General features: G+C 62.8%; 22 protein-coding genes. 4 read left to right on the top strand and 18 right to left on the bottom strand.

All coding sequences use genetic code 11. From position 1 onward, the window contains the following. Positions 1-35: 35 nt before the first annotated feature. The 17 genes from C7441_RS02320 to C7441_RS02400 all read right to left on the bottom strand — a co-directional run bounded on the left by C7441_RS02320 (position 36) and on the right by C7441_RS02400 (position 23090). Positions 36-1547 (bottom strand): malonate--CoA ligase, encoded by a 1512-nt coding sequence (locus tag C7441_RS02320; protein ID WP_109611528.1) that lies wholly within the window; start codon positions 1545-1547, stop codon positions 36-38. Further along, positions 1540-2823, bottom strand: a complete 1284-nt coding sequence (locus C7441_RS02325) for a malonyl-CoA decarboxylase domain-containing protein (protein WP_109611529.1) — start codon at positions 2821-2823, stop codon at positions 1540-1542. Before C7441_RS02325 ends, C7441_RS02320 begins: the two co-directional genes overlap by 8 nt. An 85-nt stretch (positions 2824-2908) precedes the next feature. Continuing rightward, positions 2909-4342: an amidohydrolase gene (locus tag C7441_RS02330; protein ID WP_109611530.1), complete on the bottom strand. Its 1434-nt coding sequence runs from the start codon at positions 4340-4342 to the stop codon at positions 2909-2911. Between the two features lie 4 nt (positions 4343-4346). After that, positions 4347-6260 carry a CocE/NonD family hydrolase gene (locus C7441_RS02335; protein ID WP_109611620.1) on the bottom strand — a complete coding sequence of 638 codons (1914 nt, stop codon included), beginning with the start codon at positions 6258-6260 and terminating at the stop codon, positions 4347-4349. A 10-nt stretch (positions 6261-6270) separates the two neighbouring features. Continuing rightward, positions 6271-7929, bottom strand: coding sequence for an acetate--CoA ligase (locus tag C7441_RS02340; RefSeq protein ID WP_244916037.1), 1659 nt, complete (start codon positions 7927-7929; stop codon positions 6271-6273). A gap of 22 nt (positions 7930-7951) precedes the next feature. After that, positions 7952-8812 (bottom strand): alpha/beta fold hydrolase, encoded by an 861-nt coding sequence (locus C7441_RS02345; RefSeq protein ID WP_019170335.1) that lies wholly within the window; start codon positions 8810-8812, stop codon positions 7952-7954. Continuing rightward, positions 8809-9813: an ABC transporter ATP-binding protein gene (locus C7441_RS02350; RefSeq protein ID WP_109611532.1), complete on the bottom strand. Its 1005-nt coding sequence runs from the start codon at positions 9811-9813 to the stop codon at positions 8809-8811. Before C7441_RS02350 ends, C7441_RS02345 begins: the two co-directional genes overlap by 4 nt. Further along, the gene (locus C7441_RS02355; RefSeq protein WP_244916038.1) at positions 9806-10840 is read right to left on the bottom strand and encodes an ABC transporter ATP-binding protein; all 1035 of its coding nucleotides are present in this window, start codon (positions 10838-10840) and stop codon (positions 9806-9808) included. Before C7441_RS02355 ends, C7441_RS02350 begins: the two co-directional genes overlap by 8 nt. Next, positions 10837-12450 carry an ABC transporter substrate-binding protein gene (locus tag C7441_RS02360; protein WP_109611533.1) on the bottom strand — a complete coding sequence of 538 codons (1614 nt, stop codon included), beginning with the start codon at positions 12448-12450 and terminating at the stop codon, positions 10837-10839. Before C7441_RS02360 ends, C7441_RS02355 begins: the two co-directional genes overlap by 4 nt. Positions 12451-12532: 82 nt before the next feature. Continuing rightward, positions 12533-13411, bottom strand: coding sequence for an ABC transporter permease (locus tag C7441_RS02365; protein WP_109611534.1), 879 nt, complete (start codon positions 13409-13411; stop codon positions 12533-12535). Then, complete coding sequence (locus C7441_RS02370; RefSeq protein ID WP_109611535.1) at positions 13408-14361, bottom strand: ABC transporter permease; 954 nt, start codon at positions 14359-14361, stop codon at positions 13408-13410. Before C7441_RS02370 ends, C7441_RS02365 begins: the two co-directional genes overlap by 4 nt. 3 nt (positions 14362-14364) lie before the next feature. Continuing rightward, entirely contained in the window at positions 14365-14784 is a 420-nt protein-coding gene (locus C7441_RS02375) for a rhodanese-like domain-containing protein (RefSeq protein WP_244916039.1), read from the bottom strand. Between the two features lie 20 nt (positions 14785-14804). Next, positions 14805-15512 (bottom strand): GntR family transcriptional regulator, encoded by a 708-nt coding sequence (locus C7441_RS02380; protein ID WP_244916040.1) that lies wholly within the window; start codon positions 15510-15512, stop codon positions 14805-14807. Between the two features lie 563 nt (positions 15513-16075). Next, on the bottom strand, positions 16076-17257 hold the full coding sequence (gene bktB / locus C7441_RS02385) for a beta-ketothiolase BktB (protein ID WP_109611537.1): 1182 nt from the start codon (positions 17255-17257) through the stop codon (positions 16076-16078). Positions 17258-17318: 61 nt separating this feature from the next. Then, complete coding sequence (gene scpA / locus C7441_RS02390; RefSeq protein ID WP_109611538.1) at positions 17319-19457, bottom strand: methylmalonyl-CoA mutase; 2139 nt, start codon at positions 19455-19457, stop codon at positions 17319-17321. A gap of 88 nt (positions 19458-19545) precedes the next feature. After that, on the bottom strand, positions 19546-21549 hold the full coding sequence (locus C7441_RS02395; protein WP_109611539.1) for an acetyl-CoA carboxylase biotin carboxylase subunit: 2004 nt from the start codon (positions 21547-21549) through the stop codon (positions 19546-19548). An 8-nt stretch (positions 21550-21557) separates the two neighbouring features. Then, entirely contained in the window at positions 21558-23090 is a 1533-nt protein-coding gene (locus tag C7441_RS02400; protein WP_109611540.1) for an acyl-CoA carboxylase subunit beta, read from the bottom strand. A 198-nt stretch (positions 23091-23288) separates the two neighbouring features. Here C7441_RS02400 and C7441_RS02405 point away from each other — a divergent pair, with 198 nt between their 5' ends. The 4 genes from C7441_RS02405 (at position 23289) to C7441_RS02420 (ending at position 26214) form a co-directional block, all read left to right on the top strand. Next, positions 23289-24701, top strand: a complete 1413-nt coding sequence (locus tag C7441_RS02405) for a helix-turn-helix domain-containing protein (protein WP_109611541.1) — start codon at positions 23289-23291, stop codon at positions 24699-24701. 319 nt (positions 24702-25020) lie between these two features. Next, positions 25021-25266, top strand: coding sequence for a hypothetical protein (locus C7441_RS02410; protein ID WP_109611542.1), 246 nt, complete (start codon positions 25021-25023; stop codon positions 25264-25266). 99 nt (positions 25267-25365) lie between these two features. Further along, a complete protein-coding gene (locus C7441_RS24335; RefSeq protein WP_244916041.1) occupies positions 25366-25506 on the top strand; it encodes a hypothetical protein in 141 nt (46 codons plus the stop codon). 117 nt (positions 25507-25623) lie between these two features. Continuing rightward, positions 25624-26214 carry a DUF1236 domain-containing protein gene (locus tag C7441_RS02420; RefSeq protein ID WP_109611544.1) on the top strand — a complete coding sequence of 197 codons (591 nt, stop codon included), beginning with the start codon at positions 25624-25626 and terminating at the stop codon, positions 26212-26214. Positions 26215-26268: 54 nt separating this feature from the next. Here C7441_RS02420 and C7441_RS02425 read toward each other — a convergent pair whose 3' ends face one another. Continuing rightward, a complete protein-coding gene (locus C7441_RS02425) occupies positions 26269-26568 on the bottom strand; it encodes a DUF1236 domain-containing protein (RefSeq protein WP_170124979.1) in 300 nt (99 codons plus the stop codon). Positions 26569-26629 lie beyond the last annotated feature (61 nt).

A 26629-nucleotide genomic window follows, 5' to 3' on the forward strand; every position in this document is an offset into this window, starting at 1 on the left:
GCCGGCTTCCCGGTTCTGCCGCCATGTGGAAGGACTCAGGCGAAAAGGGACACGAACTCCTGACGAAGCAGGTTCTTCTGCACCTTGCCCATCGTGTTTCGCGGCAGGTCCGCAAGGATAGCGACATGCTTCGGCTGCTTGAACCTTGCCAGCCGTTCGGCCAGCGCCGCGATCACGCCGGCAGCGTCTATGGTTGCGCCGGGCCGCGCCACGAGGACCGCTACCACGGCTTCGCCAAAGTCAGGATGCGGCACGCCCACAACCGCGCTTTCCAGGACCCCCGGCAACTCATCCAGGATAAGTTCGATCTCCTTGGGATACACGTTGTAGCCGCCGGTGATGATGAGATCCTTCTGACGCCCGACGATGGTGACGTAGCCGTCAGCGTCGATGGTTCCGATGTCGCCGGTGATAAAGAAGCCGTTCTCGCGCAGTTCCTCGCGGGTCTTTTCAGGCATGCGCCAATAGCCCTTGAAGACGTTGGGGCCACGCACCTCGATCATGCCGGGGTCGCCCTGCCGCACGGCTTCACCGGTTTCGGGGTCGGTGATCTTCACGTCTATCCCAGGCAGGGCATGGCCCACCGTTCCCGCCCGGCGCTCGCCGTCATACGGGTTCGACGTATTCATGTTGGTTTCCGTCATGCCATAGCGTTCGAGGATGCGATGGCCTGTACGCGCTTCGAAACTTTGATGTGTCTCGGCCAGAAGCGGGGCCGAGCCGGAGGTGAACAGGCGCATGTGACGCGTCAGATCACGGGTGAAGGCGGGCGTATCGAGAAGCCGTGTATAAAAGGTCGGCACGCCCATCATCGTCGTGGCGCGCGGCAACCAAGAAATCACATCATCAGCCTTGAAGCCCGGCAGAAAGATCATGGAGCCACCCGACAGCAGCACCACATTGATCGCAACGAAAAGGCCGTGGGTATGAAAGATCGGGAGTGCGTGCAGCAGCACGTCATTTTCGTCGAAGCGCCATTCGTCGACGAGCACCCGGGCGTTCGACAACAGGTTCTCGTGGCTGAGCATCGCACCTTTCGAGCGTCCGGTTGTGCCGGACGTATAGAGAATGGCGGCAAGGTCGTCGCCCGATCGCGCGACAGGCACGAACCCTATCCCCGCAGCCTTCGCGCGGTCTCTCAGGCTGCCTTCACCACCCGCATCGAGCGTTTCGAAACGCGCGCCATGGCGCTGGGCAACCTGCGACAGCAGATCCTTCCTTGAGGGGTCTCCCACCAGCAGGGATGCTTCAGCGTCCTCGACGAAATATTCCACTTCCGCGGCCGTGTAGGCGGTATTCAGCGGCAGGAAGATGATGCCCGTCGCGATGGCCGCGCAGTAGAGCGCCAGCGCCTCGGGCGTCTTTTCCACCTGCACCGCCATCCTGTCGCCGGCCTGCAAACCGAGTCCGGACAGCGCCGCGGCAAACGACATGGCTGTCCGATGCAGGCTTTCGCCCGTGATTTCATTCCCGCGTGCATCGGTCAGAAATGTGCTGCCGCGCGTTGCAAGCGGGGCCACCAGATGGTCGTAAAGCGGATTAGGCACGGCGTCTGTTCCTGTCTTTGCGTAAAAGCTGTTCGAGCTGCCGGGATGCCGAAACCGCTTTGGCGGCGCTATAGCGCTCGCTGTTGCGACTGACCGACGGCAGGTCATAGAGATAATTCACCATCATCGTCGAGGACTGTTTCCAGCCATTGGCCGACACATCCGCCAATGTGTGGACATCATGCACCAACGCGCCATTGGCGAGATGGAAACGAGCAACCGGGTCATAAGGCAGTCCGTCCGACCGCTTTCCTTCCAGGAGGTATTCCACACAAAGTCGCCGCAACCAATCCCGGTTGTCCGTGATGGCCTGCGTATCGCCATTTTCGATGCGCGACAGAAGAGTGGCAAGCTCGGGGTGATCGGACGAAATTTCTTTTAGCCAGCGGTTCAGTCCCGGCAGGGGCGAGAGGGTCACGAACGACTTCAGGCCCGGCAGGTCGCGAGCAAGTTCCTCGACGACCTGCTTGATGAGAAGGTTGCCAAAGGAAATCCCTTTCAACCCTTCCTGACAGTTCGAAATCGAATAGAACACTGCCGTGTCGATCTCGCTATCATGCAACGGTTCGCGATCCTCACCCAGAAGGACCTGCACCGAGCCGGGTATACCGCGGCAGAGAGCCACTTCGACGAATATCAGCGGCTCTTCCGGCATCGCGGGATGGAAAAAGGCGAAGCAGCGCCGGTCACGCGGCAACAGCCTGCGCCGAAGCTCCTGCCAATCGTTGATGGCATGCACCGCTTCGTATTCGATTATCTTTTCAAGGATATTCGCGGGGGTCGACCAGTCGATCTGTCGAAGAACCAGAAAGCCGCGGTTGAACCAGCTGGAGAACAGATGCTGGAAATCGGCGTCGATCACACCAAGTTCCGTCATCTGAGGCATGAGCCGCAACAGGTCGCGGCGCATCCGAACCAGCCAGACGGTAGCTCCCGGGGCCTGATTGAGACGGCGCAGCAGTCCCTGCCGGCGCGGTTCGGCTGCGCGTGACAACCGGTGCAGCGTCTCCACGCTGCGTCCGGCACGGTAGGCTTCTATTGCTGCGTTCACGTTGTCGGGATCAAGGTCCAGATGCTCCGCCAGATAGGCGAAGAACTCGCATTTGGCCGCATCGTCCATTGCCTGATAACGCGACAGGATTTCCTTGGCGAGCATCATACCCGAGACTTCGCCCTCACCTGAGAGGAGTGCCTCGATCCGATCGGCCATCGTGCCGGCGTCGGGCGAAGCCTGCAGCAAGCGCGCCGAACGAATTTCAAACAGCGTCGCCATCATATCTGCGAAGAACTTTGCCAAGTGTCGTCACTCCCAACCTGACCGCCAATGACACGAGCCTGTCACGTTTCGCACCTTGTTGCTTCTAGGCCGGGGCAGAGCCCGGCGTATCCCCTTCCACGAGCGACCGATATGGCCGACCGCCGCGACGCTCTTCATATTCCTTGCGAGCTTCCCGGATAAGGGACGGGCTGGCAATCGCCTCCAGCGCCGTGCCTGCCATGACGACTGCCGCCCGCACCATGGCCCGGTGGGCGGCAGGGGTGCAACCCTGGGCCACGACCTGCCAGCTATGGCTCGGCGTTCCGACAGCCCAGGTTGCGGTCGCGCACTCGACCGTGGGAACGGTCCAGGTGACGTCGCCCACATCCGTAGACCCCAGTCCCTGGCTCATGCGCCCGTCGAACGGCCGCAGCCCCTCATGCAGCGGCGCCCGCCCTTCGCCCGTCGGCAGAAGCTCATCCGGTTCGGATACTGCCCGGCGATCCGGCTTGTCGCGATCCGGCAACGTTTCGCGAATCTCCTCGGCGAAAGCACGCTCGTCGGGGGTGAAGGACAGGCGGCCAAGCCTGCGCATCACGCCATGCATGACATGGCAAAGCGCGGCATTGGGCAACACGTTCGAAGCGCCCCCCTGCGGCAGGAAATCCACCTCCGTGCCCGTCATCAGCGCCGCGCCACGGGCGATGTCGTCGACCCGCGCGACCAGATCATGGACCATATCGAGCTCGGGAGCACGGATCATGTAGAGGACCTCCGCCCTTGCCTGCACCACCGCTGGCGCCGCACCGCCGGCATCGGTGATCGCATAATGGAGGCGGACATCGGGGAGCACATGCTCGCGCAGGAAGTTTGCGCCTATGTTCATCAGTTCCACCGCATCGAGCGCGCTGCGGCCCAGATGAGGGGACATGGCTGCGTGCGCAGCCGTGCCGCGAAACCGGTAGGCGCGGTTGACAACCGCGAGTGTCGAACGGGCGCGAACCCCGTTGAAGGTACCCGGGTGCCATCCGATGGCTATGGCGGCGTCGTTGAAGGCTCCCGCCCGAACCAAATAGGCCTTGCCCCAGCCGCCTTCCTCGGCTGGGCAACCATAGTAGCGGACCCGTGCGCGCATCCCGGCCCGCTTCAGCACCCCCGCCAGCGCCGACGCCGCCAGCATCGAACCGGCGCCGAGCAGGTTGTGGCCGCAGCCATGACCGTTGCCGCCCTGCACGACCGGCTGCTGGCAGGCCAGACCGGCGACCTGGCTTAACCCCGGAAGGGCGTCGAACTCGCCCAGGAAGGCGATGACCGGCCCCTCCTCGCCCCAGTCCGCCATGAAGGCGGTATCGAGCCCTGCCGGCCGCCGGGTGATCCGGAACCCTTGCGCCTCCATTGCCTCGATCTGCCGCGCGGCGGAGCGGTGTTCGCCAAAACACAACTCCGGCGTTGCCCAGATATCATCGGCCACCGCCGTGAAAACCGGCGCGAGGCCGACGATCGCGGCATCAAGAAGGGCGCAGACGTCCTGTGCCACCCGCTCAGTTCCTGCGCAGGACCGGCAAGATCACCCTGGAGGGGTGTTCCGGGTCGTGGTGAACCGCGTTCACGGCCTTGCGCATGTGGGTGTGATAGCCGATCGGCTCGCCGGTATTCGGGTTCACGTCGAAGCGCGGGAACGACGAGGATGATACCAGCACCCGCAAACGATGACCCGCCTTGAAGACATTCGACGTCGGATAAAGTTCGAAGCGCACCTTCACCACTTCGCCCTCCTTCATCAAGCTCGGCTTCACGAAACTGTCGCGATAGCGGACCCGGAAGATGCTCTCGCACAGGTTCATGCGGTAGCCGTCGGGCCAGGCCTCGCTTTGCGGATAGACGTCCTGCAACTGTACGAAGATGTCGGTGTCCGGCGCATCCGAGGAGAGATGGATTTCCACCTCGGGACCGCCGACGACATCGGTATCCTCGGCGAAGGGCGGTGTCGTGAAGGACAGGACGTCTGGCCGGTCGGCCAGGTCGCCATAAGGGGCCTCAGCCCCGCGAACACCCGGATGGGTCACCTGGTCGGCCGCGCCTTGCAGCACGACGCTTTCGCGCAGGGTGATCGGATCGCCGGTGCGCATCATGCGGGGGAACGGCGGCAGGTTCTGCGTCATGGACGACACGTTGGAAGCGACGGTCGGCATGGGTTTGGCCGGATCGAAGGTGAAGCGGCTGGGCTCGGAAGCGCCCGGCTGCGTCTTTGACAGCGAACCATCTGCATGCAGATACCAGTCTTCGAACACCACCCCCAGCGGCGGCCACTGCGTGCAGCTTCGCCATTCACCGCCATGAACAAGTCTGCCGGCCGGGTTCTTGCCGCCGTTCCCGCCCATGTGGAAATACTGGACCTTCGGCCGATCCGCCCAGGCGCTTTCATCGCCTTTCAGGAAGCGATCGAAGAACTGAAGCATCAGTTCCAGCCTGTCCTTGGCGAGGTTGCCCTTGATCGGCGCCGTCGGACCCATGTCGACATCGCCCGCCAAAGGATTGTCGAGATTGGGGCCGCCGTGAACGCCGCCGCCCATGAGCAGATACTGATGCGAGAGCTTGCCGGCGAGGTCCGTGAAATTCTTGATCGTTGCGCGGGGATAGCTGTCGTACCAGGCACCCGAATAGACTGTGGGAATATCCGCCGTCTGGTTGCGGTAAGCCTCGAAATTGAGGGTGGGGTTCATCCAGTAGTCGCTGAAATCGGCGTTGCGATAATATTCCAGCGCAAGCTTTTCCCATTTCGGCAGCGAGGACAGCGGGCTGTTGCCTTCGCTCCATGGCAGGCGGGTGAGCCATTCCAGCATTTTCTCGGAATGTCGCACCAGCTCAGCCTGCAACGCCGGATCTGCGTGCGCTTCCTGCGAATGGATGCTGTTTGTCATCAGCCAGGCCAGCCAGCGCAGTTCGAGCGTTCCATGATGGCGCAGCGCATGCATGAATGCGTTGGAACCGGCCTGGTTGACCCACATCGCCTTCAGGTGCGGGGGACGCTGGATCGCCGTAGCGCTCTGGTTCCAGGCGCGCAGCGAGCTGCCCTGGGTTCCAATCATGCCATTGCAATATGGCAAGGCGGCGAGCCATTCGATGACGTCATGGCCGTCCTCGCCCTCCTTGGCGTCGAGCAGGATGAAGTCGCCTTCGGACTCGAAACGGCCGCGCGCGTCCTGAACGACGTAGATATAGCCACGGCGGGCGAAATACTCACCGTTCCTGGCCTGCCCCGACGGCCCCTTGCCCGAGCGGGTATCGTAGGGCGAACGGGTGACGATGGCCGGAAACGGCCCCGTCAGCGGCTCGCCATTTCGGGACGGTCGGTAGATATCGACTGAAAGTTTCACGCCGTCGCGGGCGGTGCATTTCACCGAACGCGCGATCACCACGTCATAGAGCGCGTCTTTGCTGCTGGTCACGTCCATTGTTTCCTCCTCACGCTTGCGTCCGGGGCTCGCCCTGCCGGGCTGCGAATTCACGCAAGCGCAATTCGCGACGCTGAATTTTACCCACCGGGTTCTTCGGCAAATCTGCGATGAACTCGATCCGTCTCGGATATTTGTAGGGAGCCGTCAGGCGCTTGACGAAGTCCTGAAGCTCGCGGGCAAGTGCGTCGCTGCCTTCAAATCCCTCGTGTAGCACCACAAAGGCCTTGACCACCTCGCCACGTTCTTCGTCCGGGCTCGGGACTGCAGCTGCCTCGCGCACCATCGGATGCTCAATCAGAGCGTTCTCGACTTCCTGCGGACCGATGCGATAGCCCGCGGAGTTGATGACATCGTCAGCCCGCCCCTCGTAATAGAGGTAGCCGTCGTCATCGGCCCGGGCATTGTCGCCGGTCAGGAAATAGTCCTGACCGTTCACGGACATGCGGGTGGAGGCCGTGCGCTCGGGATCCCGCCAGTAACCCAGCATGAGATGGTCGCTGGGCAGGCGAAGGGCGATCTGCCCGGTCTGCCCTGGCGCAGCGAGTTGGCCGTCGCTGGTGATCAGGTCCAGCTCGACGCCCGGCAGCGCCCGCCCCATCGCTCCGGAGCGCACTTCAGTGTCGCGGTAGTTGGCAACAAGCATCAGCGTTTCGGTCAGCCCATATGCCTCGAGCACGGGCTTTCCCGTCATGGCCTTCCACGCTTCCAGCACGGGCGGGTTCAGGGACTCGCCTGCCGAAACCGTAAGCCGCAGCTTCGGCAAGGCCCTGCCCGTCAAATCCAGCGCGACAAGGCGACGAAGCTCAGTCGCGGCGGCGCAGTAGACGGTAACGCCGTGGCGGGCGATCAGCTCCAGACGATATTCGGGATCGAACGGCCCATCATAGAAAAGTACCGTCGAACCACGGCTCCAGGGTCCGAAGAGGATTGATGTTCCTGCCTTGGACCATCCCGTGTCGGCGGTGCAGAACATCACGTCGTCCTGCGCCAGATCCAGCCAGTGTTCGGCCGATCCGCGCCAGGCGTGGAGCGCGCGCGATGCGTGGGTGACACCCTTGGGCAAGCCGGTTGACCCGGACGTGTAGAAGATCAGGGCCGGGTCTTCGGCCCGCACGGTTGCCGCGCGGAATTCGGCTGCGTCCTCGGTGAGCAGGCGATCGAAAGCAAGCCACCCGTCAGGGGACCACACGTCAGGTTCCGCGCCTGCCGGTTCGACTGCAATTCGCAGCGTGTTCGTTGGGGCAGACGCGAACTTGTCGATTTCGGAGACCGTGGTGATCACCGCCGACGCATCCGAATTGGCCAGACGGTAGTCGATATCCTTGGCCGTCAGCATCGTGACGCAGGGAATGGCGACAGCGCCGAGCTTGAGCACCGCGACCATCGCCAGTTGCCATGCGGGAATACGCGGCAACATGACCATAACCCGGTCGCCGGGTCCGACGCCACGACGGCCCAGCGCCGCGGCCAGCCGATCCGTCAGCGCCGCGATTTCCGCAAAGCTGTAAGTACGCGCACCACCGGAGGCATCGCACCAGATCAACGCCGGTGCGGCCGCGTTGCGCGTTTCGTCCGCCGCCCATGTATCGACGACATCCGTGCCGAAGTTAAAAGTCTCCGGAGTTGCGAGCCGGTATTCGGCCCGCAATCTTTGGTATCTATCCATGATATTCTCCTGCAGGCGCTGGTCAGGCGCTATGCAGGTCCCTCAAAAAGGCACGGGCCTTACTGGCCAGAACGACGGGTTGATCGCCCCAGATCGTGTGATTGCTGTCGGCCACGACTTCCAGACGGGCATTCGGGAACGCGCGGGTCAGTTGCTCCGCCTGATTGCCGCTCAAGACATTGGAGCGGTCTGCGTTGAGCACCAGCACCGGCACCTCGATCGCCGCGATATCGGCCGCCTGATCGGTCGAGAGATTGAAGAACAGCTTGGTGATCGCAAGCAGATCGTAAGCCCAGCTCCAGCTGCCATCGGCTTCCTGGCGAAAGTCGCCTTCCATGGCGAGACGATGCATCTGGTCGCTCAGGCCCGCCCGCTGCGGAAGCGCGCGCGCAAAGGCTTCGGCCTCGGCCCGTGTCGGATAGTTGCGACGACGCGTGTGATGCGAGCGCAGATATTTGACGATTTCGGTGTCGGAGACGAAGAAGCTCGGGTCCGAGAGGATCAAGCCCGCGACACGATGGGGGTTGGCGGCGGCGAACGAAACCGCGACCTGATTGCCGACCGAGCTGCCGATGAGGGTGATATCCTTCAGATTCAGCTTTTCCGCCAGCCTTGCGATGTCACCCGCCAATTCGGCAATCGTATAGGTCGTGTTCGGCCGGTCCGACGCGCCATGACCACGCATGTCCACGGCGATGACGCGGTATGCGTCCTTCAGGCTGGCGCCAAGATGCCCCCAGGCATGTGCCGTCATCGAGGTGCCGTGCAGGCAGATCAACGCCGGGCCGGTGCCGCCATTGTCGAGATAGCGTATCTTCACGCCGTCAAGATCAACGATGGCCGAATTCCAGCTCGGGTCTGCGGATGTTGGAATCTGGTTCATTTGGTTTTGCCTTGAGAGAGTTGGTAATTGTCGTCGTTGGCCAGGCAGGCGGCCGTCTGGCGACCATCCGGCTTCCCAGCCATGTGGTGAACAAGCTCGGCGCAAGCGGGCTGTGCGAGGGGACAGCGACTGCGAAAGCGGCAGCCGCTCGGAGGATTGCGCGGGCTCGGCACATCGCCCCTGAGCAGGGCGATCGTCTCGATACGCGCTTCGGGATCGACCTTCAGCGACGCTGCCAGCAACGCTTTCGTGTAAGGATGCCGCGGCCTGATCAGGACGTCTTCGACCCGACCGATCTCCATGATCCGGCCCAGATACATCACCGCGACCCGGTCGGCGAACTGTCCTACCACAGTCAGATCATGGGAGATGAACAGATAGGTCAGGCCATATTCTGCCTGCAGGTCTTTCATCAGATTCAGTATCTGCGCCTGGACGGAAACGTCGAGCGCCGATGTCGCCTCGTCCAGAACGATGAGTTCCGGCCGCAGAGCCAGCGCGCGGGCGATCGCCACGCGTTGTTGCTGACCACCTGAAAGCTGATGCGGAAACTTGAAGAAGGCGCTTGCCGGAAGCTCAACCTGCGCCAGCAGTTCTCGCACCCGTGCATCCCGCTCCGCTCCGCGCGCGATCCGGTGCACGTCGAGCCCCTCGCCGATCAAATCGCCGACCGTCCAGCGCGGGTCGAGCGAGCCCAACGGGTCCTGAAACACGACCTGCGCGTGCCGGGCGTTGTCCCGACGGCTGGAAGACCGGCCGCCAAAGGAGGTGGAAATCCTGCCTTCGGCCACGTCCTCCAGTCGCAGGATGGCGCGCCCGAGCGTGCTCTTTCCGCACCCGGATTCCCCCACCAGCGCCAGAGTCTCACCGCGCTTCACGTCAAAGCTCACCCGCTCCACTGCGCCGACATGACCGACAACCCGCTGGAAGAACCCGCGTCGTATCGGGTAGCGGACGCTCACATCCTGCAGCGATAGCAGGTTGGTTCCCGTATCAGACATGGCGCGCGATCTCCTCGGCCCTCAGGCACCGCAGCAAGTAGCCGTCGGCGGCTGGCTGCAATTGAGGCGCTTCGCGGGAACAACGCCCTATGGCCATCGGGCAGCGCGGGTGGAACCGGCACCCCGCCGGCATCGCCACGGCCGATGGCACCGAACCAGGCAAAGCCGCGATCCGTGCGCCCGGCTCCCCGGTCGGCAGACTTGCCAGCAGGGCGCGGGTATAGGGATGGCGCGGAGCGTTTATGATTTCGGCAACCGTCCCTGTCTCGACGACCTGTCCGGCATACATGACCGCGACACGATCGGCCATCGCCGCGACCACACCGAAATCATGGGTGACGACGACAAGGGCAAGATTGAGCTCGCGCTGAAGGCGACGGATCAGGTTGAGCACTTGCGCCTGGATGGTGACGTCCAGTGCCGTGGTCGGCTCGTCCGCGATCAGGAGTTCCGGCTCGGAGGCCAGCGCGATCGCTATCATGGCACGTTGCCGCTGCCCGCCGGACAGCTGGTGCGGATAGCGATCCAGCGCTTCTTCCGGATCGGGCAAGCCGACATGGCGCAACCACTCCGCCCCCTTGCGGCGCAACGCTTCCTTTCCGCTCAGCCCGGTGAGGCCGAGCGCCTCATTCAACTGCTGGCCAATGGTGAAGACCGGATCGAGCGCCCGCGACGGATTCTGGAAAATCAGACCGATGCGCCGCCCGAGAAGCCCGCGTCGGCGACGCTCGCGAATGTTGAGATGGGAGATTTCCTCGCCATCCAGCATGACGCGACCGCGTGAGACCGCTCCGCCACGCCCCAGCAACCCGGTGACGGCGAGAACCGTCACCGACTTGCCCGAACCCGATTCACCGATCAGGGCCAGCGCTTCGCCGCGCCGCACATGCAACGAAACATCGGAGCAGACTTCGAGCTTGCCGTAGCAGATGGCAAGCTCCTCCACCTGAAGCACAGGCGGACGGTCGTCTGCGCGGGTGCTGTACTCAGTCTCCCGCGACGCGGATATCGCTGGGCTGGCGCTCATTTCGTGACCCAGACTTCCGGCAGGCTCGGGAAGCCTTGCGTCAGCATCGGGTGCCAGCCCTCGACCCGCGTCTGGGCAGGATGCAGGAGCACCGCTGCCCAGATCGGCAGCGGATTCTGAACATTCTCGTAGATGTAGCGCTGGATTTCCCAGACCTTCTGCTGCCGGGCTGCCTCGTCAACGATGCCCTGCTGATCGCGGATCATGTCCGCAAGTACCGGATCGTCGATGCCGGTATAATTTCGGTTGCCGTCCTTCAGGAAGTGGGTGGTGAAATACTCGTTGGCCTCCGCGAACGGGCTCATCATCAGGAACATGGCCTGGAAGTTTCCTTCCTTCCCAAGCGCCTGTCCGGCCACCATGTCGACCATCTTGATCTCGGCCGTGACACCGATCTCGGCGAGGTCCTGCTGAATCCATTCGGCTTCGCGAACGAATTCCTCGCCATAATTCAGGACGGTCAACTCGAAGGAAAAGCCGTCCGCATAGCCGGCTTCGGCAAGCAGCGCCTTGGCTTTTTCATGATCGGGCGTACCGTAGAGCGCGATCCGCTCGTCCATTGGCAGGGTTTGCGCGACAAGAGCCGCACCAACCACGCCGCCGATCGCGCCGCCTCCGCGAATGACCTCTCCCAGGCCCTGCCGGTCGATGGCGAGGTTGACGGCCTGGCGCACGCGCACATCGGCGAAGGGCTCGAAGGCGGGATTGAGGTACAGCTCGCTCTGCGTATTGGCGACCGTCTGGATATCCTTGATACCCGGCACGGACTGCTTCAGCCCCTCCATCTGGGTGTGGTTGAGGGGGCCGAACCAGATGTCGATCTGGCCGGAACGGAAAGCCATGATACGGGCGTTGAGGTCCTTCATCGGCAGAATCTCGACCTCGTCGAGATAGGGAAGCTGGTCGCCTGCATCACTCCTGCCGAAATAGGCCGGGTTCCTGGTGAAGCGCGTTGCAACGCCCGCTTCGTTCTCCTTCAGCATCCACGGCCCGGTGCCGATCACCACCGACTTGCGATCATAGCCGCCGTCGAATGCCTCCTTCGGCAAGATCCACATATTCTGATGGGCAAGTGCCTGCAGCAGCACGACGTTGGGCCGTTTCAGCGTAATGACGAGCGTGTGGTCGTCAGGTGCGGCAATGCTGTCGACCGTGGATAACTGCCCCTTCTGGACACCGGATTGGCGGATGGCCTCATAGGTAGCCATCACATCCGCCGCGACGAAAGGACGACCGGATACGGGCGCAATGTCCTGCCACACCACACCTCGACGCAGATGGAACGTATAGGTGAGACCATCTTCCGAGATTTCCCAGCTTTCGGCCAAGGCGGGCTTGGGAACGAATTGCCCATAGGCGATATCCGGCCCGGTCTTCCATTCGACGAGCCGGTTCAACGCCAGACCAAGCCGGGAATGTACGCCGAACTCGGTACTGGCCAGAGGATCGAAGTTCGGAGCGTCGGCATGGACATTGATCGTCACCTTGCCGCCATGGCGTGGTTTTTCTTGCGCGCCGGCCATCCCCGGCAATGCAAGAGAGGCAAAAAGCGCGATTGCCGGGGCGATGACGCCCAGCTTGCTTCCGTGATGCAACAGTCGTTCGAGCACTATAGTTCCCTCTGGTTCTGTTCTCGGGCTGAGTGTTTCTGGCGGTGGATGTGCACTGCCGGCCCGGCAGGCGTTCTGGAAATTACTGCTGGTTCCTGGGATCCAGCACGTCACGCAAGGCATCGCCGACAAGGTTCAGCGCCAGCACGCTGATGGTCAGCATCAATCCGGGGAAGACGATCAACCACGGTGCGGTGGTGATGAACCGGGTTCCGTGGGACAGCATCGTTCCCAGCGAAGGGTGCGGGGGCGGTGTACCGACGCCCAGAAAGCTGAGTGCCGCCTCCGTCATGATGGCCACGCCAAATGCCAGCGACCCCAGCACGAGCATGGTGGGCATGAGATTGGGGACGCCGTGTGTGATCATGATCCTGAGCGGCGATGCCCCGATGACCCGCGCGGCCGAGATGAAGTCCTGCCCGCGAATCTTCATCATCTCGGAGCGTACGACGCGAACGAAACGCGGTATCTGCGCAAGCGTTACCGCAATGACGACGTTGCGGACGCTTGGTCCCAGCATCGCCGCGATGAACAGCGACAGGACCAGCGACGGCAGCGTATCGAGCGCCTCGACCACGCGCTGGATGATGGTATCGACCCACCCACCGAAATAGCCCGAGATCATTCCGATCAATCCACCCGCGATCATCGTGAGGGTCACAACCATCAGGCCGACGAACAGCGAAATGCGGGTGCCGTGCAGGACACGCGAAAAGACGTCGCGGCCGATATCGTCGGTGCCGAACCAGTGTAACACGGACGGAACCTTCAGGACGGCCCGCCTGTCCTGATGCAGCGGGTCGAACTGCGCGATCCACGGCGCGAACAGCGCCACCAGGAGCACAAGCGTCAATATCACCAGCGCGCTGCACCCCACCGGATCGCGCAGCATGGCGCGCAGGATGGCGGCAATGCGGCTGCTGCGTCGGGGGGCCTCGACGGCTTCGATGACGAGGGTCATGACCGGGCCTCCCGGACACGCGGATCAACCATTCCATAGGACAGGTCGACCAGCAGATTGACGGTGATGGTGATAAGGCCGTAGGTCAGAACGGCTGCCTGTAAGACCGGGTAGTCTCGTGTCGCAACGGCCTCGAACAGCATGTTTCCGAGCCCCGGTACGTTGAAAATTCGCTCGATGATGACCGTGCCCGACAGAAGGTGGCCGAATTGCGTGCCAACCAGCGTGATGACTGGGATCAGCGCGTTCTTGAGACCGTGACCGATATAGATGCCGGCGGAAGATACCCCACGCGCCCGGGCGGCCCGGATGAAATCCGCCCCGATGATCTCCAGCATGGCGGATCTCGTGAGGCGAGACAGCGCAGCGGCGACGCCCAGCGCAAGTGCAATCGCGGGAAACACCACCTGCTGCAGGTTGACGAACGGCGCATCGGAAAAGCTCCGGTAGGGCAGCGGAATGAAATAGCCGATGGCAGCCAGACCCGTCAGCATCAGCAGTCCCATCCACAGTTGCGGGATAGCCAGAAACACGGTGGAGCTGACGCGCAGCACCATATCGCCCGGCGTGCCACGCCACAGAGCGGAGGCGACCCCCGCCCCGATCCCCAGGACAGCGCCAAGGGCGATGGCCAGGATCGACAACTGCATCGTCGGGATGAGGGCTGCGCCAATCTGGCTGGCTACAGGCCGGCCGGTCCAGAGCGAATTGCCAAGATCCCCGGCAAGCACATCCCTGGCCCACAGAACGAACTGGGTGGCAATCGGCTTGTCGAGGCCGAGCTGCGCCCGCTTCTGTTCGAGCAGTTCCGGCGTCACCGCGCCGGCCTCCGACAGTTGCTGGTTCACGATGTCGCCAGGGACAAAGCGAATGGCCACGAAAACAAGCAGCGCCACCGTGGCCAGAACAAGCAGGCCCAGGACCGCGCGACGCAAGGCGAAGGTCAGCATGGCTCAGTACTTCCGCTGCCAGCGCGAGGTCGCCGCAACATCCTCGACAGGACGCCCTTCCTTGTTCCAGCCGCCGAAGCCGTGATCCAGGTGCCAGACCTTGTCGTAGCCCATATCCATCAGCGCCAATGCCGCCAACACCGAACGCCCGCCACCGGCGCAGTAAACGACATACTCCGCGCCCTCGGTGAAAAAGCTCCGATGGTAGCCCATGGCCGGATCAGCCCAGAATTCCAGCATGCCGCGCGGCACGTGGTGCGAATTGGGGATCGCCCCGCTGTCGATCCGCTCCTGAAGCTCGCGAATATCGACCAGCGTCAGCGGCTCGCTGCGCCCGATCCGTTCCGCCAACTCGACCGCGGACAGCGTTGGAACCTGCGCGCGCAGGCTATCCACCCACGTCATGGTGTTTCGAATTGCCATTTGTCCTCCCTCCGCGCTGGTTAGCTTTTTGCTCGGTCCACGTGCGGACCGCCTTGTCCGCTCAGGGCCCGACGCAACCCTTCCAGCGGGTCAATTTGGTCGATGAGATGAACCTTGGTTTCCCAGGTGCCGAGATGCTCGCACATCAGCCGCTCCGCCGTGGCAATGTCGTTATTTGCCAGCGCTTCGATGACAGCGACGTGCTCGGCATAGGACATGCGCGCATCGCCCGGCGTTTGATGGCGCATGGTAAAGAGCGTGGTCAGGACCGTCAGATCGCGAAGCTTCTCAGCGAGTATGCTGCTGCCGAGACATTCCGCCAGACACACGTGAAAATCGCCGAGAAGATAGCTTCGCCGGCTAACGTCGTCGCCTTCGATAGCTTCCTTCTGCTGCGAAAGATGCTCACGCAGCCGATCGAGAGGTTCGGCTTCGAGGACACGTCCATGCCGTGCCAGGTTGCGCAGAAGACCGGTTTCGATGACCTCGCGAGCCTCATAGAGTTCACGCGCCTTGGCGACGTCAACCTCTGGCAAAAACCAGCCTTTGCGGGGACTGACAACGACGATGCCACGCACGGCCAACTCGACCATCGCCTCGCGCACTATGGTGCGGCTGCAGCCGAACAAGGACGCAATATCCTGCTCGCCAAGCCGCGCATTTGGCTCAAGCTTTCTACTCAGAGCCGCCTCGATTATGCGGCTGCTGATACTGGCTGCCAGACTCACGGCACCCACCTCCTCTTGTATGCAAGGCATGAATGCAAGATTTTCACGGGATTGCAACCGAAAAATTCTCGCCTTGCATCGCGAACCGCCAGTTTGCGAAAAAGGTGCGCTGTGAAGTCGCTGCTCCCGGGACGAATTGGTCTGGCGCAAGCCGGATAAAGGGCGCCAGGAGGCGCCATAGGGCCAGCCGGCAGGCCCTAGCGAGGCTGTCGGATACGCATTGCGCGCTTCACGCGCCTGATCTGGTCCTCGACGTGCCCGACAGCCTTGCGCGCACCATGCCCTGTGAAGAGATCGGCCGGAGCGCGATCCGCACACCACCATATGGAGACGGTCGGTCAGAAAAAGAAGAAGCCGGCATACCCTTAACGGGAAGCCGGCTTTCGGAAAAGATCGCGCTCAAACAGATAGATAGAGCCTGACGACAAATCGGGAAAATGTCATCAAGCTCTATAGAGGTGCCTGGCGGCGAGGCGACCCTGCAATCTGAGGTGTCGGGCCATCGCACTGAGCGACCGCAGGCGGACGTTTCCTCATGCGGCATTGAAGGGCTGCACTGCCCGTTATCCGGCCTTCACCACCATGGCAATGCCCTGCCCGCCGCCGATGCACATGGTGATCAAACCATAGCCGCCGCCGAGACGCTGGAGTTCATAGAGCGCCTTGACCGTCAGGATCGCGCCCGTCGCCCCGACAGGATGGCCGAGTGCGATGGCGCCGCCATTGGGGTTGGTGATCTCCGCCGGGAAGCCGAGTTCCTTCGACACCGCGCAGGCCTGTGCGGCGAAAGCCTCATTGGATTCGATGACTTTCAGGTCGTCGATACCGATGCTGGCGCGCGCCAGCGCCTTGCGCGTCGCCTCTACGGGGCCGAGCCCCATCACCGCCGGATCGAGGCCGGAATGGGCGTAGGACACAAGCCGGCCAAGGACTTCGCGCCCCTCGGCGCGGGCCACGTCCTCTTCCATCAACACCAGCGCGGCCGCGCCGTCATTGATGCCGGAGGCATTGCCCGCCGTGACGCTGCCGTCCCTGGCGAAGGCCGGGCGCAGCCCCGCCAAATTCTCCACCGACACATCCGCCCGCACATGCTCGTCCTGATCGAAGACAACCGTTCCCTTGCGACCCTTGATCTCCACCGGCACGATCTGCGACCGGAAGCGGCCCTCGGCGATCGCGGCCGCCGCGCGACGATGACTCACCACGGCAAAGCCGTCCTGCTCCTCCCGCGCGATGCCGCAGCGCGTCGCGACATTCTCGGCGGTGATGCCCATATGCCCGTTTCCGAACGGATCGGTCAGCACGCCCACCACCATGTCGATGGCCATGGCGTCTCCCAGGCGCTGGCCATCGCGCAGCGCGGGCATCAGATAACCGCCACGGCTCATGCTCTCGGCACCGCCGGCGACCGCGCAATCGGTGTCGCCAAGCATGATCGACTGAGCCGCCGACACGATTGCCTGCAGGCCCGAGCCGCAAAGCCGGTTGAGCGTCAGGCACGGAACCCCGTGGCCGAGACCGCCCTCAAGCGCCGCGACACGGGCGAGATAAGCATCGCGCGGCTCGCCGTGAATGACATTGCCGAACACCACGTGGCCAACCCGCGCGGTCTCGATGCCCGCGCGCGAGACGGCCGCCTGCAGCACCGTCGTTGCCAGTCGCGTGGCCGGCACATCCTTCAGCGAACGGCCGAAAGAGCCGATGGCCGTGCGGGCGGCGGAAACGAAGACGACCTGATTTGACATTGTTGAGCCCTCCAAAGCGGCTGCAATAGCCGCGCAATTCATCATGTGTCCGGCCGAACCATTACCGGTTGCGGCGACGTCCTTCCAGAAGATCGAGCACGGCGCGGGCCGCATCGAGCACATTGGTGCCCGGGCCGAAGACCGCCGCCACGCCATGGTCGATGAGATACTGGTAATCCTGGCGTGGAATGACGCCACCGACGACGACGATGACGTTTTCCGCGCCCCTCTCCTTCAGCGCCGCGACCAGTTGCGGCGCGAGCGTCTTGTGGCCAGCCGCAAGCGACGACATGCCCACCACATGGACCTTTGCGGCAATAGCGGTGTCCGCCGCCTCCTCCGGCGTCTGGAACAGCGGCCCGGCGACGATCTCGAAACCGATGTCGCCAAAGGCCGAAGCGATCACCTTGGCGCCGCGATCATGACCGTCCTGACCGAGCTTGGCCACCATGATGCGCGGCTTTACCCCGAGCGAGCCGGCAAACTCGTCCAGCCGCTCGACCAGCGTCTTGAATTCCGGCTCGCCGTCATAGGCCTTGCCGTAGACATTGCCGACCACCCTGGGCACGGCCGCGTGGTCGCCGAAGGCGCGGCGCATGGCATCGGAAATCTCGCCCACCGTGGCGCGCGCGCGCGCCGCCTCCACGGCTGCAGCCAACAGGTTCCCCTCGCCGGCGCGTGCGACCTTTTCGAGCGCCGCAAGTGTTTCCTGCACGCGATTCGGATCGCGCTGACGGCGCGTGCGCTCGATGCGGGCGATCTGCGCGGTCCGGACGACGGAATTGTCGATCTCCAGAATGTCGATCTCGTCTTCCTGCTCGAGCCGGTACCTGTTGACACCGACAATGACGTCCTCGCCCTTGTCGACGGCCGCCTGCCGGCGCGTGGCGGCCTCCTCGATCAACCGTTTCGGCAGGCCGGAATCGACCGCTTTGGTCATCCCCCCCAGCGCCTCGACCTCCTCGATCAGCGCCCAGGCCTTGTTGGCCAGTTCGTCGGTGAGGCTCTCGACATAGTAGGAGCCGGCCAGCGGATCGACGACCCTGGTGACGCCCGTCTCGTGCTGGAGAATGAGCTGGGTGTTGCGGGCGATGCGGGCCGAGAACTCGGTCGGCAGCGCAATCGCCTCGTCGAAGGAGTTGGTGTGCAGCGACTGCGTACCGCCGAGCGCGGCCGACATCGCCTCGAAGGCCGTGCGCACGACGTTGTTGTAAGGGTCCTGCTCCTGCAGCGACACGCCCGATGTCTGGCAGTGGGTGCGCAACATCAGCGACGATGGCTTTTTCGGCTCGAATTCCGTCATGATGCGCGACCACAGCAGCCGCGCGGCGCGCAGCTTCGCGGCTTCCATGAAGAAATTCATGCCGATCGCGAAGAAAAAGGACAGCCGCCCGGCGAAGTCGTCGACATTGAGCCCCTGCTTCAGCGCCGCGCGCACATATTCGCGTCCGTCGGCCAGCGTGAAGGCAAGCTCCTGCACCAGCGTCGCACCCGCCTCCTGCATATGATAGCCGGAGATCGAGATGGAATTGAACTTCGGCATCTCGCTTGCCGTGTATTCGATGATGTCGGCGATGATCCGCATCGAGGGTTCGGGCGGATAGATATAGGTGTTGCGGACCATGAACTCCTTCAGGATGTCGTTCTGGATGGTGCCGCTAAGCTTGCCGCGCGATACGCCCTGCTCCTCGCCGGCCACGATGAAATTGGCGAGGATCGGGATCACCGCGCCGTTCATGGTCATCGACACCGATACCTTGTCGAGCGGGATGCCGTCGAACAGTATCTTCATGTCCTCGACGGAATCGATCGCAACGCCAGCCTTGCCGACATCGCCCACCACACGCGGATGGTCGCTGTCATAGCCGCGATGAGTGGCAAGGTCGAAGGCCACCGACACGCCCTGCTGCCCGGCGGCCAGCGCCTTACGGTAGAACGCGTTGGATTCTTCCGCGGTCGAGAAACCGGCATATTGCCGGATCGTCCAGGGACGGCCGGCATACATGGTGGCGCGCGGCCCGCGCACGAAGGGCGCGAAGCCCGGCAGGCTGTCCAGATGCTCGACGCCTTCGAGGTCGGCCGCCGTGTAGAGCGGCTTGACCGCAATACCCTCGGGCGTGTTCCAGACAAGGGTGTCCGCCGAAGTCTTGGTTTCGCGCCCGGCGAGATCCCGCCATTGGGAGAGATCGCGATTGGTCATGCAGACCTCCTTTGAGCTTACCCCGCCGCGTTGCCCGCTGTCTTGCCGGACAGAGAGGTGCGAAGGAGTACGAGCATTCCGATTAAACCTACTCGAATTCCATGATCAGTTCGTCCACGGCGAGGCTCGCACCCGCCGCCGCCGCGATGCGCGCGACCGTGCCGCGACGCTCGGCGCGCAGCACGTTCTCCATCTTCATGGCCTCCACCGTGGCCAGCGCCTGACCCGCCTCGACCTGATCGCCGACCTCAACGGCGATGGACGTGATCACGCCCGGCATCGGGCAGAGCAGCATTTTCGATGTGTCCGGCGGCAGCTTCTGCGGCATCAGTCGTGCGAGTTCGGCGACGCGCGGCGAGCGCACATAAGCCAGAACATCAATGCCGCGCCAGCGCAGACGGCAGGCCGAATTCGCCGGCGAGACCTTCACGCCCATCCGCGCCGCGCCGACGGCGAAGATCGCGTGGCTTGCGCCTGGCAGCCAGTCGCTTGCCACGGCAAGCGTGCTGCCATCGGAGAATTCGACCAGTGAGCCGCCGTCCTGTTCGCAAACTTTCACAGCCAGTCCGTGCTCGGGAAGGGTCACCACCCAGTCTTCTCCGATCGCGCGCCGATGATTTGCGAGCGCGCCGGAAATCCGGACGTTGCGCTTTTCGCGGCACAGATGGACATGCGCGGCGACGGCGGCGAGCAGCCTGACATCTTCCGAGGAGGGCTCGACGCCGCCAAATCCGTCCGGATATTCCTCGGCGATGAAGGCGGTCGTCAGCGCGCCGGCACGGAAGCGCGGATGCTCCATGACGGCCGACAGGAACGGCAAATTGTGACCGATGCCTTCCACCTCGAAATCGTCGAGCGCGCGGCCCATCGCCTCGACGGCCGTGGCCCGGTCGGCGGCCCAGGTGCACAGCTTGGCGATCATCGGGTCGTAATACATCGAGATTTCGCCGCCCTCGAAGACGCCGGTGTCGTTGCGCACCACGGTACCATCGTCGCGCGTACCTTCGACCGGCGGGCGATAGCGCGTGAGCCGGCCGATCGATGGCAGGAAGTTGCGATACGGGTCCTCGGCATAGAGTCGGCTTTCGATGGCCCAGCCGTTCAGCTTCACATCGTTTTGCGCGAAGCGCAGCTTTTCGCCGGCCGCGACGCGGATCATTTCCTCCACCAGGTCGATGCCGGTGATGAGCTCCGTCACCGGATGCTCCACCTGCAGGCGGGTGTTCATTTCGAGGAAATAGAATTTCTTGTCCGCATCGACGATGAACTCGACCGTACCGGCGGAGAAATAGCCCACGGCCCTTGCCAGAGCGACCGCCTGTTCGCCCATCGCCTTGCGGGTGGCGGCGTCGAGGAAGGGCGACGGCGCCTCCTCGATGACCTTCTGGTTGCGGCGCTGGATCGAGCATTCGCGCTCGCCGAGATAGATCAGGTTGCCCTGGCTGTCGCCCAGCACCTGAATCTCGATGTGGCGCGGCTGGGTGACGAACTTTTCGATGAAGATGCGGTCGTCGCCGAAGGACGATCTGGCCTCGTTGCGCGACGATTGGAACCCTTCGCGGGCGTCGGCGTCGTTCCAGGCGATGCGCATGCCCTTGCCGCCGCCGCCGGCGGAGGCCTTGATCATCACCGGATAGCCGATCTCGGAGGCGATCCTGACCGCTTCGTCGGCATTTTCGATCAAGCCCATATGGCCGGGTACGGTCGACACGCCGGCGCCGGCGGCGATACGCTTGGAAGTGATCTTGTCGCCCATCGCCTCGATCGCAACCGGCGGCGGGCCGATGAAGGCGACGCCTTCGGCTTTCAGGACCTCGGCGAAATGCGCGTTTTCCGACAGGAAGCCGTAGCCGGGATGAACGGCGTCCGCCCCGGTCTGACGGATCGCATCGAGGATTTTGTCGATCACGATATAGGACTGGCTCGACGGCGGCGGGCCGATATGCACCGCCTCATCCGCCATCTTCACATGCAGCGCCTCGCGGTCGGCGTCGGAATAGACGGCGACCGTGGCGATGCCAAGCTTGCGCGCGGTCTTGATGACACGGCAGGCGATCTCGCCGCGATTGGCGATCAGGATTTTCTTGAACATCTCGGACCTCAGAGCGGCATCGTGTCGTGTTTCTTCCAGCGCGTGTCGACGTTCTTGCCGCGCAGCGAGGCGAAGGCGCGGGCGATGCGCCGGCGCGAGGAATGCGGCATGATCACCTCGTCGATGAAACCGCGCTCGGCCGCGATGAAGGGATTGGCGAAACGCTCCTCATACTCGCGCGTGCGCTCGGCGATCTTCGCCGGATCGTCGAGTTCCGATCGGTAGAGGATTTCGGTAGCGCCCTTGGCGCCCATCACCGCAATCTCGGCGGTGGGCCAGGCGTAGTTGACATCGGCGCCGATATGCTTGGAGGCCATGACGTCATAGGCGCCGCCATAGGCTTTTCGCGTGATCAGCGTCACCATCGGCACGTTCGCCTGCGCATAGGCGAACAAAAGCTTGGCACCGTGCTTGATGACGCCGCCATATTCCTGGCTCGTTCCGGGCAGGAAGCCCGGAACATCCACCAGCGTCAGGAGCGGGATGGAAAAGGCGTCGCAGAAGCGCACGAAGCGCGCGGCCTTGCGCGAGGAATCGATGTCGAGGCAGCCGGCCAGCACCATCGGCTGGTTGGCGACCACGCCCACCGTCTGACCTTCGATGCGCATGAAACCGGTGATGATGTTTTTCGCAAAGGCTTCCTGGATTTCGAAGAAGTCGCCCTCGTCGGCAATCGCCAGGATCAGTTCCTTCATGTCATAGGGCTTGTTGGCGCTGTCAGGCACCAACGTGTCGAGCCGCATCTCGACGCGGGCGGGATCGTCGTGGAACGGCCGCACCGGCGACGCGTCGCGATTGTTGAGCGGCAGGAAATCGAACAGCCGACGCACCTGCTCCAGCGCCTCGATGTCGTTTTCGTAGGCGCCATCCGCGACCGACGATTTTTGTGTATGCGTGCGCGCGCCACCCAGCTCCTCGGCGGTGACGACCTCGTTGGTGACGGTCTTCACGACGTCCGGGCCGGTCACGAACATGTAGGAACTGTCGCGCACCATGAAGATGAAATCGGTCATGGCCGGCGAATAGACCGCGCCGCCCGCGCACGGCCCCATGATGAGCGAAATCTGCGGCACCACGCCCGAGGCATCGACATTGCGCTTGAAGACGTCGGCATAGCCGGCGAGCGATGCCACGCCCTCCTGGATGCGCGCACCGCCGCTGTCGTTGACGCCGATGACCGGCGCGCCGTTTTTCACGGCCATGTCCATGATCTTGCAGATCTTCTGCGCATGCGTCTCGGAGAGCGAGCCGCCCAGCACAGTGAAATCCTGCGAAAAGACATAGACCATGCGGCCGTTGATGGTGCCCCAGCCGGTGACGACGCCGTCGCCCGCCACCTTCTGGCTCGCCATGCCAAAATCGGTGGCGCGGTGGGTGACATACATGTCGTATTCCTCGAACGAACCCTCATCGAGAAGCACTTCGAGACGCTCGCGCGCGGTGAGCTTGCCCTTGGCGTGCTGGGCGTCGATGCGCCGCTGGCCGCCGCCAAGGCGGGCTTCGGCGCGGCGCGCCTCCAACTGTTCCAGAACGGCGCGCATCAGTTCATGCCCGAGGCGGCTTGGTAGAGCGTCATGGGTTTCTCCCGCACCACGAATTGCAACGCAATCGCTCCAGCCGAACCGGTGGAATGGAGCGCAGGGAGCGGCTTACGCTTGAGGCGCGGGCGAGAAAACGGTTGAAAATGCGCAAAGGCGTAATATACAAATATGCAAATTGTAAAATGTGAAATTGCAAATATGGCACCTCGCAAACTCTATATCGGCCGCAAGGTGCGCGAGCTGCGCCAGGCCAACAAGGCCACGCAGCAGGTCTTCGCCGAACAGATCGGCATCTCGACCAGCTATCTCAACCAGATCGAGAACAACCAGCGGCCGGTTTCGGCCTCGGTCCTGCTGGCGCTCGCGGAAAAATTCCAGATCGACATCGCCGAGATTTCGCAGGGCGACAGCGACCGCCTGCTATCGGCGCTCACCGAAGCGCTGTCCGATCCGATCTTCGAAAACTATGCGCCCAATCTGCAGGAACTGAAGCTGGTGACGCAGAATGCGCCGGGCTTTGCCCGCGCGTTGATCTCGGCACATCAGGCCTATCGCCACAACAGCGAGCAGCTTGCCAGCCTGGACGACACGCTGGGCCGGAGCGCCCATCTGGTCGAGCCGACGCCCTATGAAGAAGTGCGCGACTTCTTCCATTTCGTGGACAATTATATCCACGATCTCGATGTCGCCGCCGAAAAGCTGGCGACCGGCATCGGCCTGCCGGAAGGCGAAGCCGGCACCGCCCTTTCCGCCTATATCGAGGAAAGGCACAATGTGCGCATCGCCAAAAGCGGATCAAATGAGGACATCATCCGTCAGTTCGACCCCAAGTCGCGCGTGCTGTTCCTCAGCCCTTATTCGCCGGTTTCGACCCGCAATTTCCAGATCGCCTTCCAGATCGCCGAACTCGAGGTGGAAACCACGGTTTCGCAAATAGCCGAACGTGCGGACTTTCGTAGCGCGGAGGCGCTGGAGATCTGCAAGATGGGCCTGCGCAACTATTTTGCCGGCGCGCTCACCCTGCCCTACCGGTCGTTTCTCGCCGCCGCGAAGGAATTGCGCCATGATCTGGAATTGCTTGCCGCCCGCTTCGGCGCGAGCGTCGAGCAGGTTTCGCACCGCCTCAGCACGCTGCAGCGGCCGGGCGCGAAAGGCGTGCCGATCTTCTTTGCCCGTATGGACCGTGCCGGAAACATCACCAAGCGCCACAGCGCCGCGAAGCTGCAATTCGCCCGCTTCGGCGCTGCCTGCCCGCTCTGGAACGCCCATCAGGCGTTCGAGACGCCCGGCCGGATCATCCGCCAGCTTGCCGAAACTCCCGATGGCGTGCGCTATCTGTGCATCGCCACCGAACTTACCAAGGGCGGCGGCGGCTTCCACGCGCCACAGCGACGCTATGCCATCGCGCTTGGCTGTGAAATCGCCCATGCCGAGCACTTCGTCTACGCCGACGGGCTCGACCTCGGCAATCGCGCCGCCTTCGATCCCATCGGCATTTCCTGCCGCATCTGCGAGCGCACCAATTGTCACCAGCGCGCCGTGCCGCCGCTCAAGAGCCGGCTGGTCATCGAACACAACAGGCGCGGCGCAGTGCCCTATGCGATCGCGTAAGCAGCGGTCCGGAAACGCAGGACTGCCCGCAGCGAGAACGCAAGAAAATTACGCCAGGCGCGGCCTATCATTGCGGGCAATCCCTACACAAGCCGGGTTTCTTCCGGCTTGTGGGTTGCCGTCGATATGGCACTTTTCCTGGGCTTCCTTCGTATGAGGCAGCATGAGGCTCGGTCGAGCGCCATACCCCCGTAGTCACGATCGAGCCTCTCTTCTCAACCCCATCCACCGAAGCCGGATGGTACGTCAAAGTTAATAGCATCCGGGGTCGATTAAGGGGTAGAGTCTCTCGCGGAGATGGGGAAACGAGGAGGCATCCGTGCCAACGACCCATCAATTTCTGACTTCCAGGGATCTCGAAAAGATCAAGCGCGTCCTTGTCAACGCCCGGTCAGCCTTGTCCGAGCTGCGAATGGAGCGTGAGGCCGCTCGCTTTCTGATGCAGCGATATCTGGAAGGCACGACAGAGGAGCCCGCCTTAGCCGATGCGCTCGACAATTATCTCGCGAAGCGCCACGACTGGCAGTTTGTGAACGGCAGCGCAAAGGACAAGCGCGCACACTGAACACGACGGTCATTACAAATGATGCCAGACCGGCTTGACCAATGCTTGTCGGTGATCCGTTGGACACCTGAGACCCTGGCGCAATGCCTGGGGTGTGACGTGTCCGTGGTTCACGCCTGGCTGGCCGGAAAAGCTGAAATCCCGATGAATGTGGCTGTCTGGATCGAGATGATGGCCGAGCATCACGTCGCATTCGAGGAGACAAAGCCGAAAGGGCTCACAGGCAGGCGTTTCCCGTGACCGTCAAACCGGAAAGACGGCCCCGGCGAACTGAGACGGAACGTGGCGCAAGCACAATGTGATGGAACGGGGGCTTACGCCTGACGTTGGCTGCGATCAGTCTATGGGAGAACGACCATGAGACAGATCCTCATCAAAAGTGCAATCGTGCTGGCCATCGGCATCGCACCAGGCCTTGCCGCCGCACAGACAGAAGCGCCGATCAAGAAGCCTCCGGAACAATCCGGGGGCAAAGGGGATGGTGAATACGGCAAGGGCGGGATGAAGAAAGAAGGCGCCGAGGGCGGCACCATGAAGATGGAGGAGAAGGGTGGTCAGCCCATGGAAAAACCCCCTATGAAGTCAGAGGGCAAGGAAGCGGAGAAACCAAAAGCGCAATCGAAGGAACAGGGCAAGGCCACCAGTAAGAAAACCGAAGAACAGAGTGGTTCACAAGGGAAACGCGCGGAGAAAGGGCATGTCAGCGAGGAGCAGCGCGGAGAGCTCAGGAAAGCACTGCGCGAGGGGCATGTCGAACCCGCGCCGAACATCAACTTTTCGGTCGATTTGGGCGTGCGTGTGCCCAGGGAAGTCCACCTTTACCGGCTTCCACCCAGGATTGTGGAGATCGTGCCTGAGTATGAAGGCTACGAGTATTTCGTACTCGCTGACGGTCGCATCATCATTGTCGACCCGGAAACCCTGGAAATCGTGCTGATCCTCGCATAGCCCAAAACGCCCGCCCTGGATAACCGGGGCGGGCGCCGTCTTATACAGGACGCGCTAATTGATCACCGCGACAATTCTCCTGGTTGCGGGGTCGACGACCACAGTATGATCGTTGACCACAACATACCGATACTGGACATCCGGAATCTCGTGAAGCTCAACCGTGTCAGGGAGAGGAGAGCCGACATTCAATTCCACGCCAAGCAAACTGATCGACGCAAGCGGCTTCTTTTGCACATATTCTCTGATCACCGTCTGCTGTTCAGGAGTGACAATTACGTCCTGCGCGGCTGCAATCCCGGTACCACCGAGAAGCATAACCCCTGCAATGACACTCAAAATTCGGGGTTTCATGACGAACTCCTTTCGTTCGTAGCGGCTTGCCGGGCCGCAGGAAACCAACGGAAGTGCGTGG

Origin of the sequence: Pseudaminobacter salicylatoxidans, from assembly GCF_003148475.1 — a bacterium.
Classification (GTDB): Bacteria; Pseudomonadota; Alphaproteobacteria; order Rhizobiales; family Rhizobiaceae; genus Pseudaminobacter; species Pseudaminobacter salicylatoxidans.

Coding starts and splice junctions, on each gene's coding strand:
- C7441_RS02325 (WP_109611529.1), bottom strand. CDS start 2,823: ATGATGGCGACGCTGTTTGAAATTCGTTCGGCGCGCTTGCTGCAGGCT.
- C7441_RS02335 (WP_109611620.1), bottom strand. CDS start 6,260: ATGGACGTGACCAGCAGCAAAGACGCGCTCTATGACGTGGTGATCGCG.
- C7441_RS02340 (WP_244916037.1), bottom strand. CDS start 7,929: ATGGATAGATACCAAAGATTGCGGGCCGAATACCGGCTCGCAACTCCG.
- C7441_RS02345 (WP_019170335.1), bottom strand. CDS start 8,812: ATGAACCAGATTCCAACATCCGCAGACCCGAGCTGGAATTCGGCCATC.
- C7441_RS02350 (WP_109611532.1), bottom strand. CDS start 9,813: ATGTCTGATACGGGAACCAACCTGCTATCGCTGCAGGATGTGAGCGTC.
- C7441_RS02355 (WP_244916038.1), bottom strand. CDS start 10,840: ATGAGCGCCAGCCCAGCGATATCCGCGTCGCGGGAGACTGAGTACAGC.
- C7441_RS02365 (WP_109611534.1), bottom strand. CDS start 13,411: ATGACCCTCGTCATCGAAGCCGTCGAGGCCCCCCGACGCAGCAGCCGC.
- C7441_RS02370 (WP_109611535.1), bottom strand. CDS start 14,361: ATGCTGACCTTCGCCTTGCGTCGCGCGGTCCTGGGCCTGCTTGTTCTG.
- C7441_RS02375 (WP_244916039.1), bottom strand. CDS start 14,784: ATGGCAATTCGAAACACCATGACGTGGGTGGATAGCCTGCGCGCGCAG.
- bktB (WP_109611537.1), bottom strand. CDS start 17,257: ATGTCAAATCAGGTCGTCTTCGTTTCCGCCGCCCGCACGGCCATCGGC.
- scpA (WP_109611538.1), bottom strand. CDS start 19,457: ATGACCAATCGCGATCTCTCCCAATGGCGGGATCTCGCCGGGCGCGAA.
- C7441_RS02395 (WP_109611539.1), bottom strand. CDS start 21,549: ATGTTCAAGAAAATCCTGATCGCCAATCGCGGCGAGATCGCCTGCCGT.
- C7441_RS02400 (WP_109611540.1), bottom strand. CDS start 23,090: ATGCGCGCCGTTCTGGAACAGTTGGAGGCGCGCCGCGCCGAAGCCCGC.
- C7441_RS02405 (WP_109611541.1), top strand. CDS start 23,289: ATGGCACCTCGCAAACTCTATATCGGCCGCAAGGTGCGCGAGCTGCGC.
- C7441_RS02420 (WP_109611544.1), top strand. CDS start 25,624: ATGAGACAGATCCTCATCAAAAGTGCAATCGTGCTGGCCATCGGCATC.
- C7441_RS02425 (WP_170124979.1), bottom strand. CDS start 26,568: ATGAAACCCCGAATTTTGAGTGTCATTGCAGGGGTTATGCTTCTCGGT.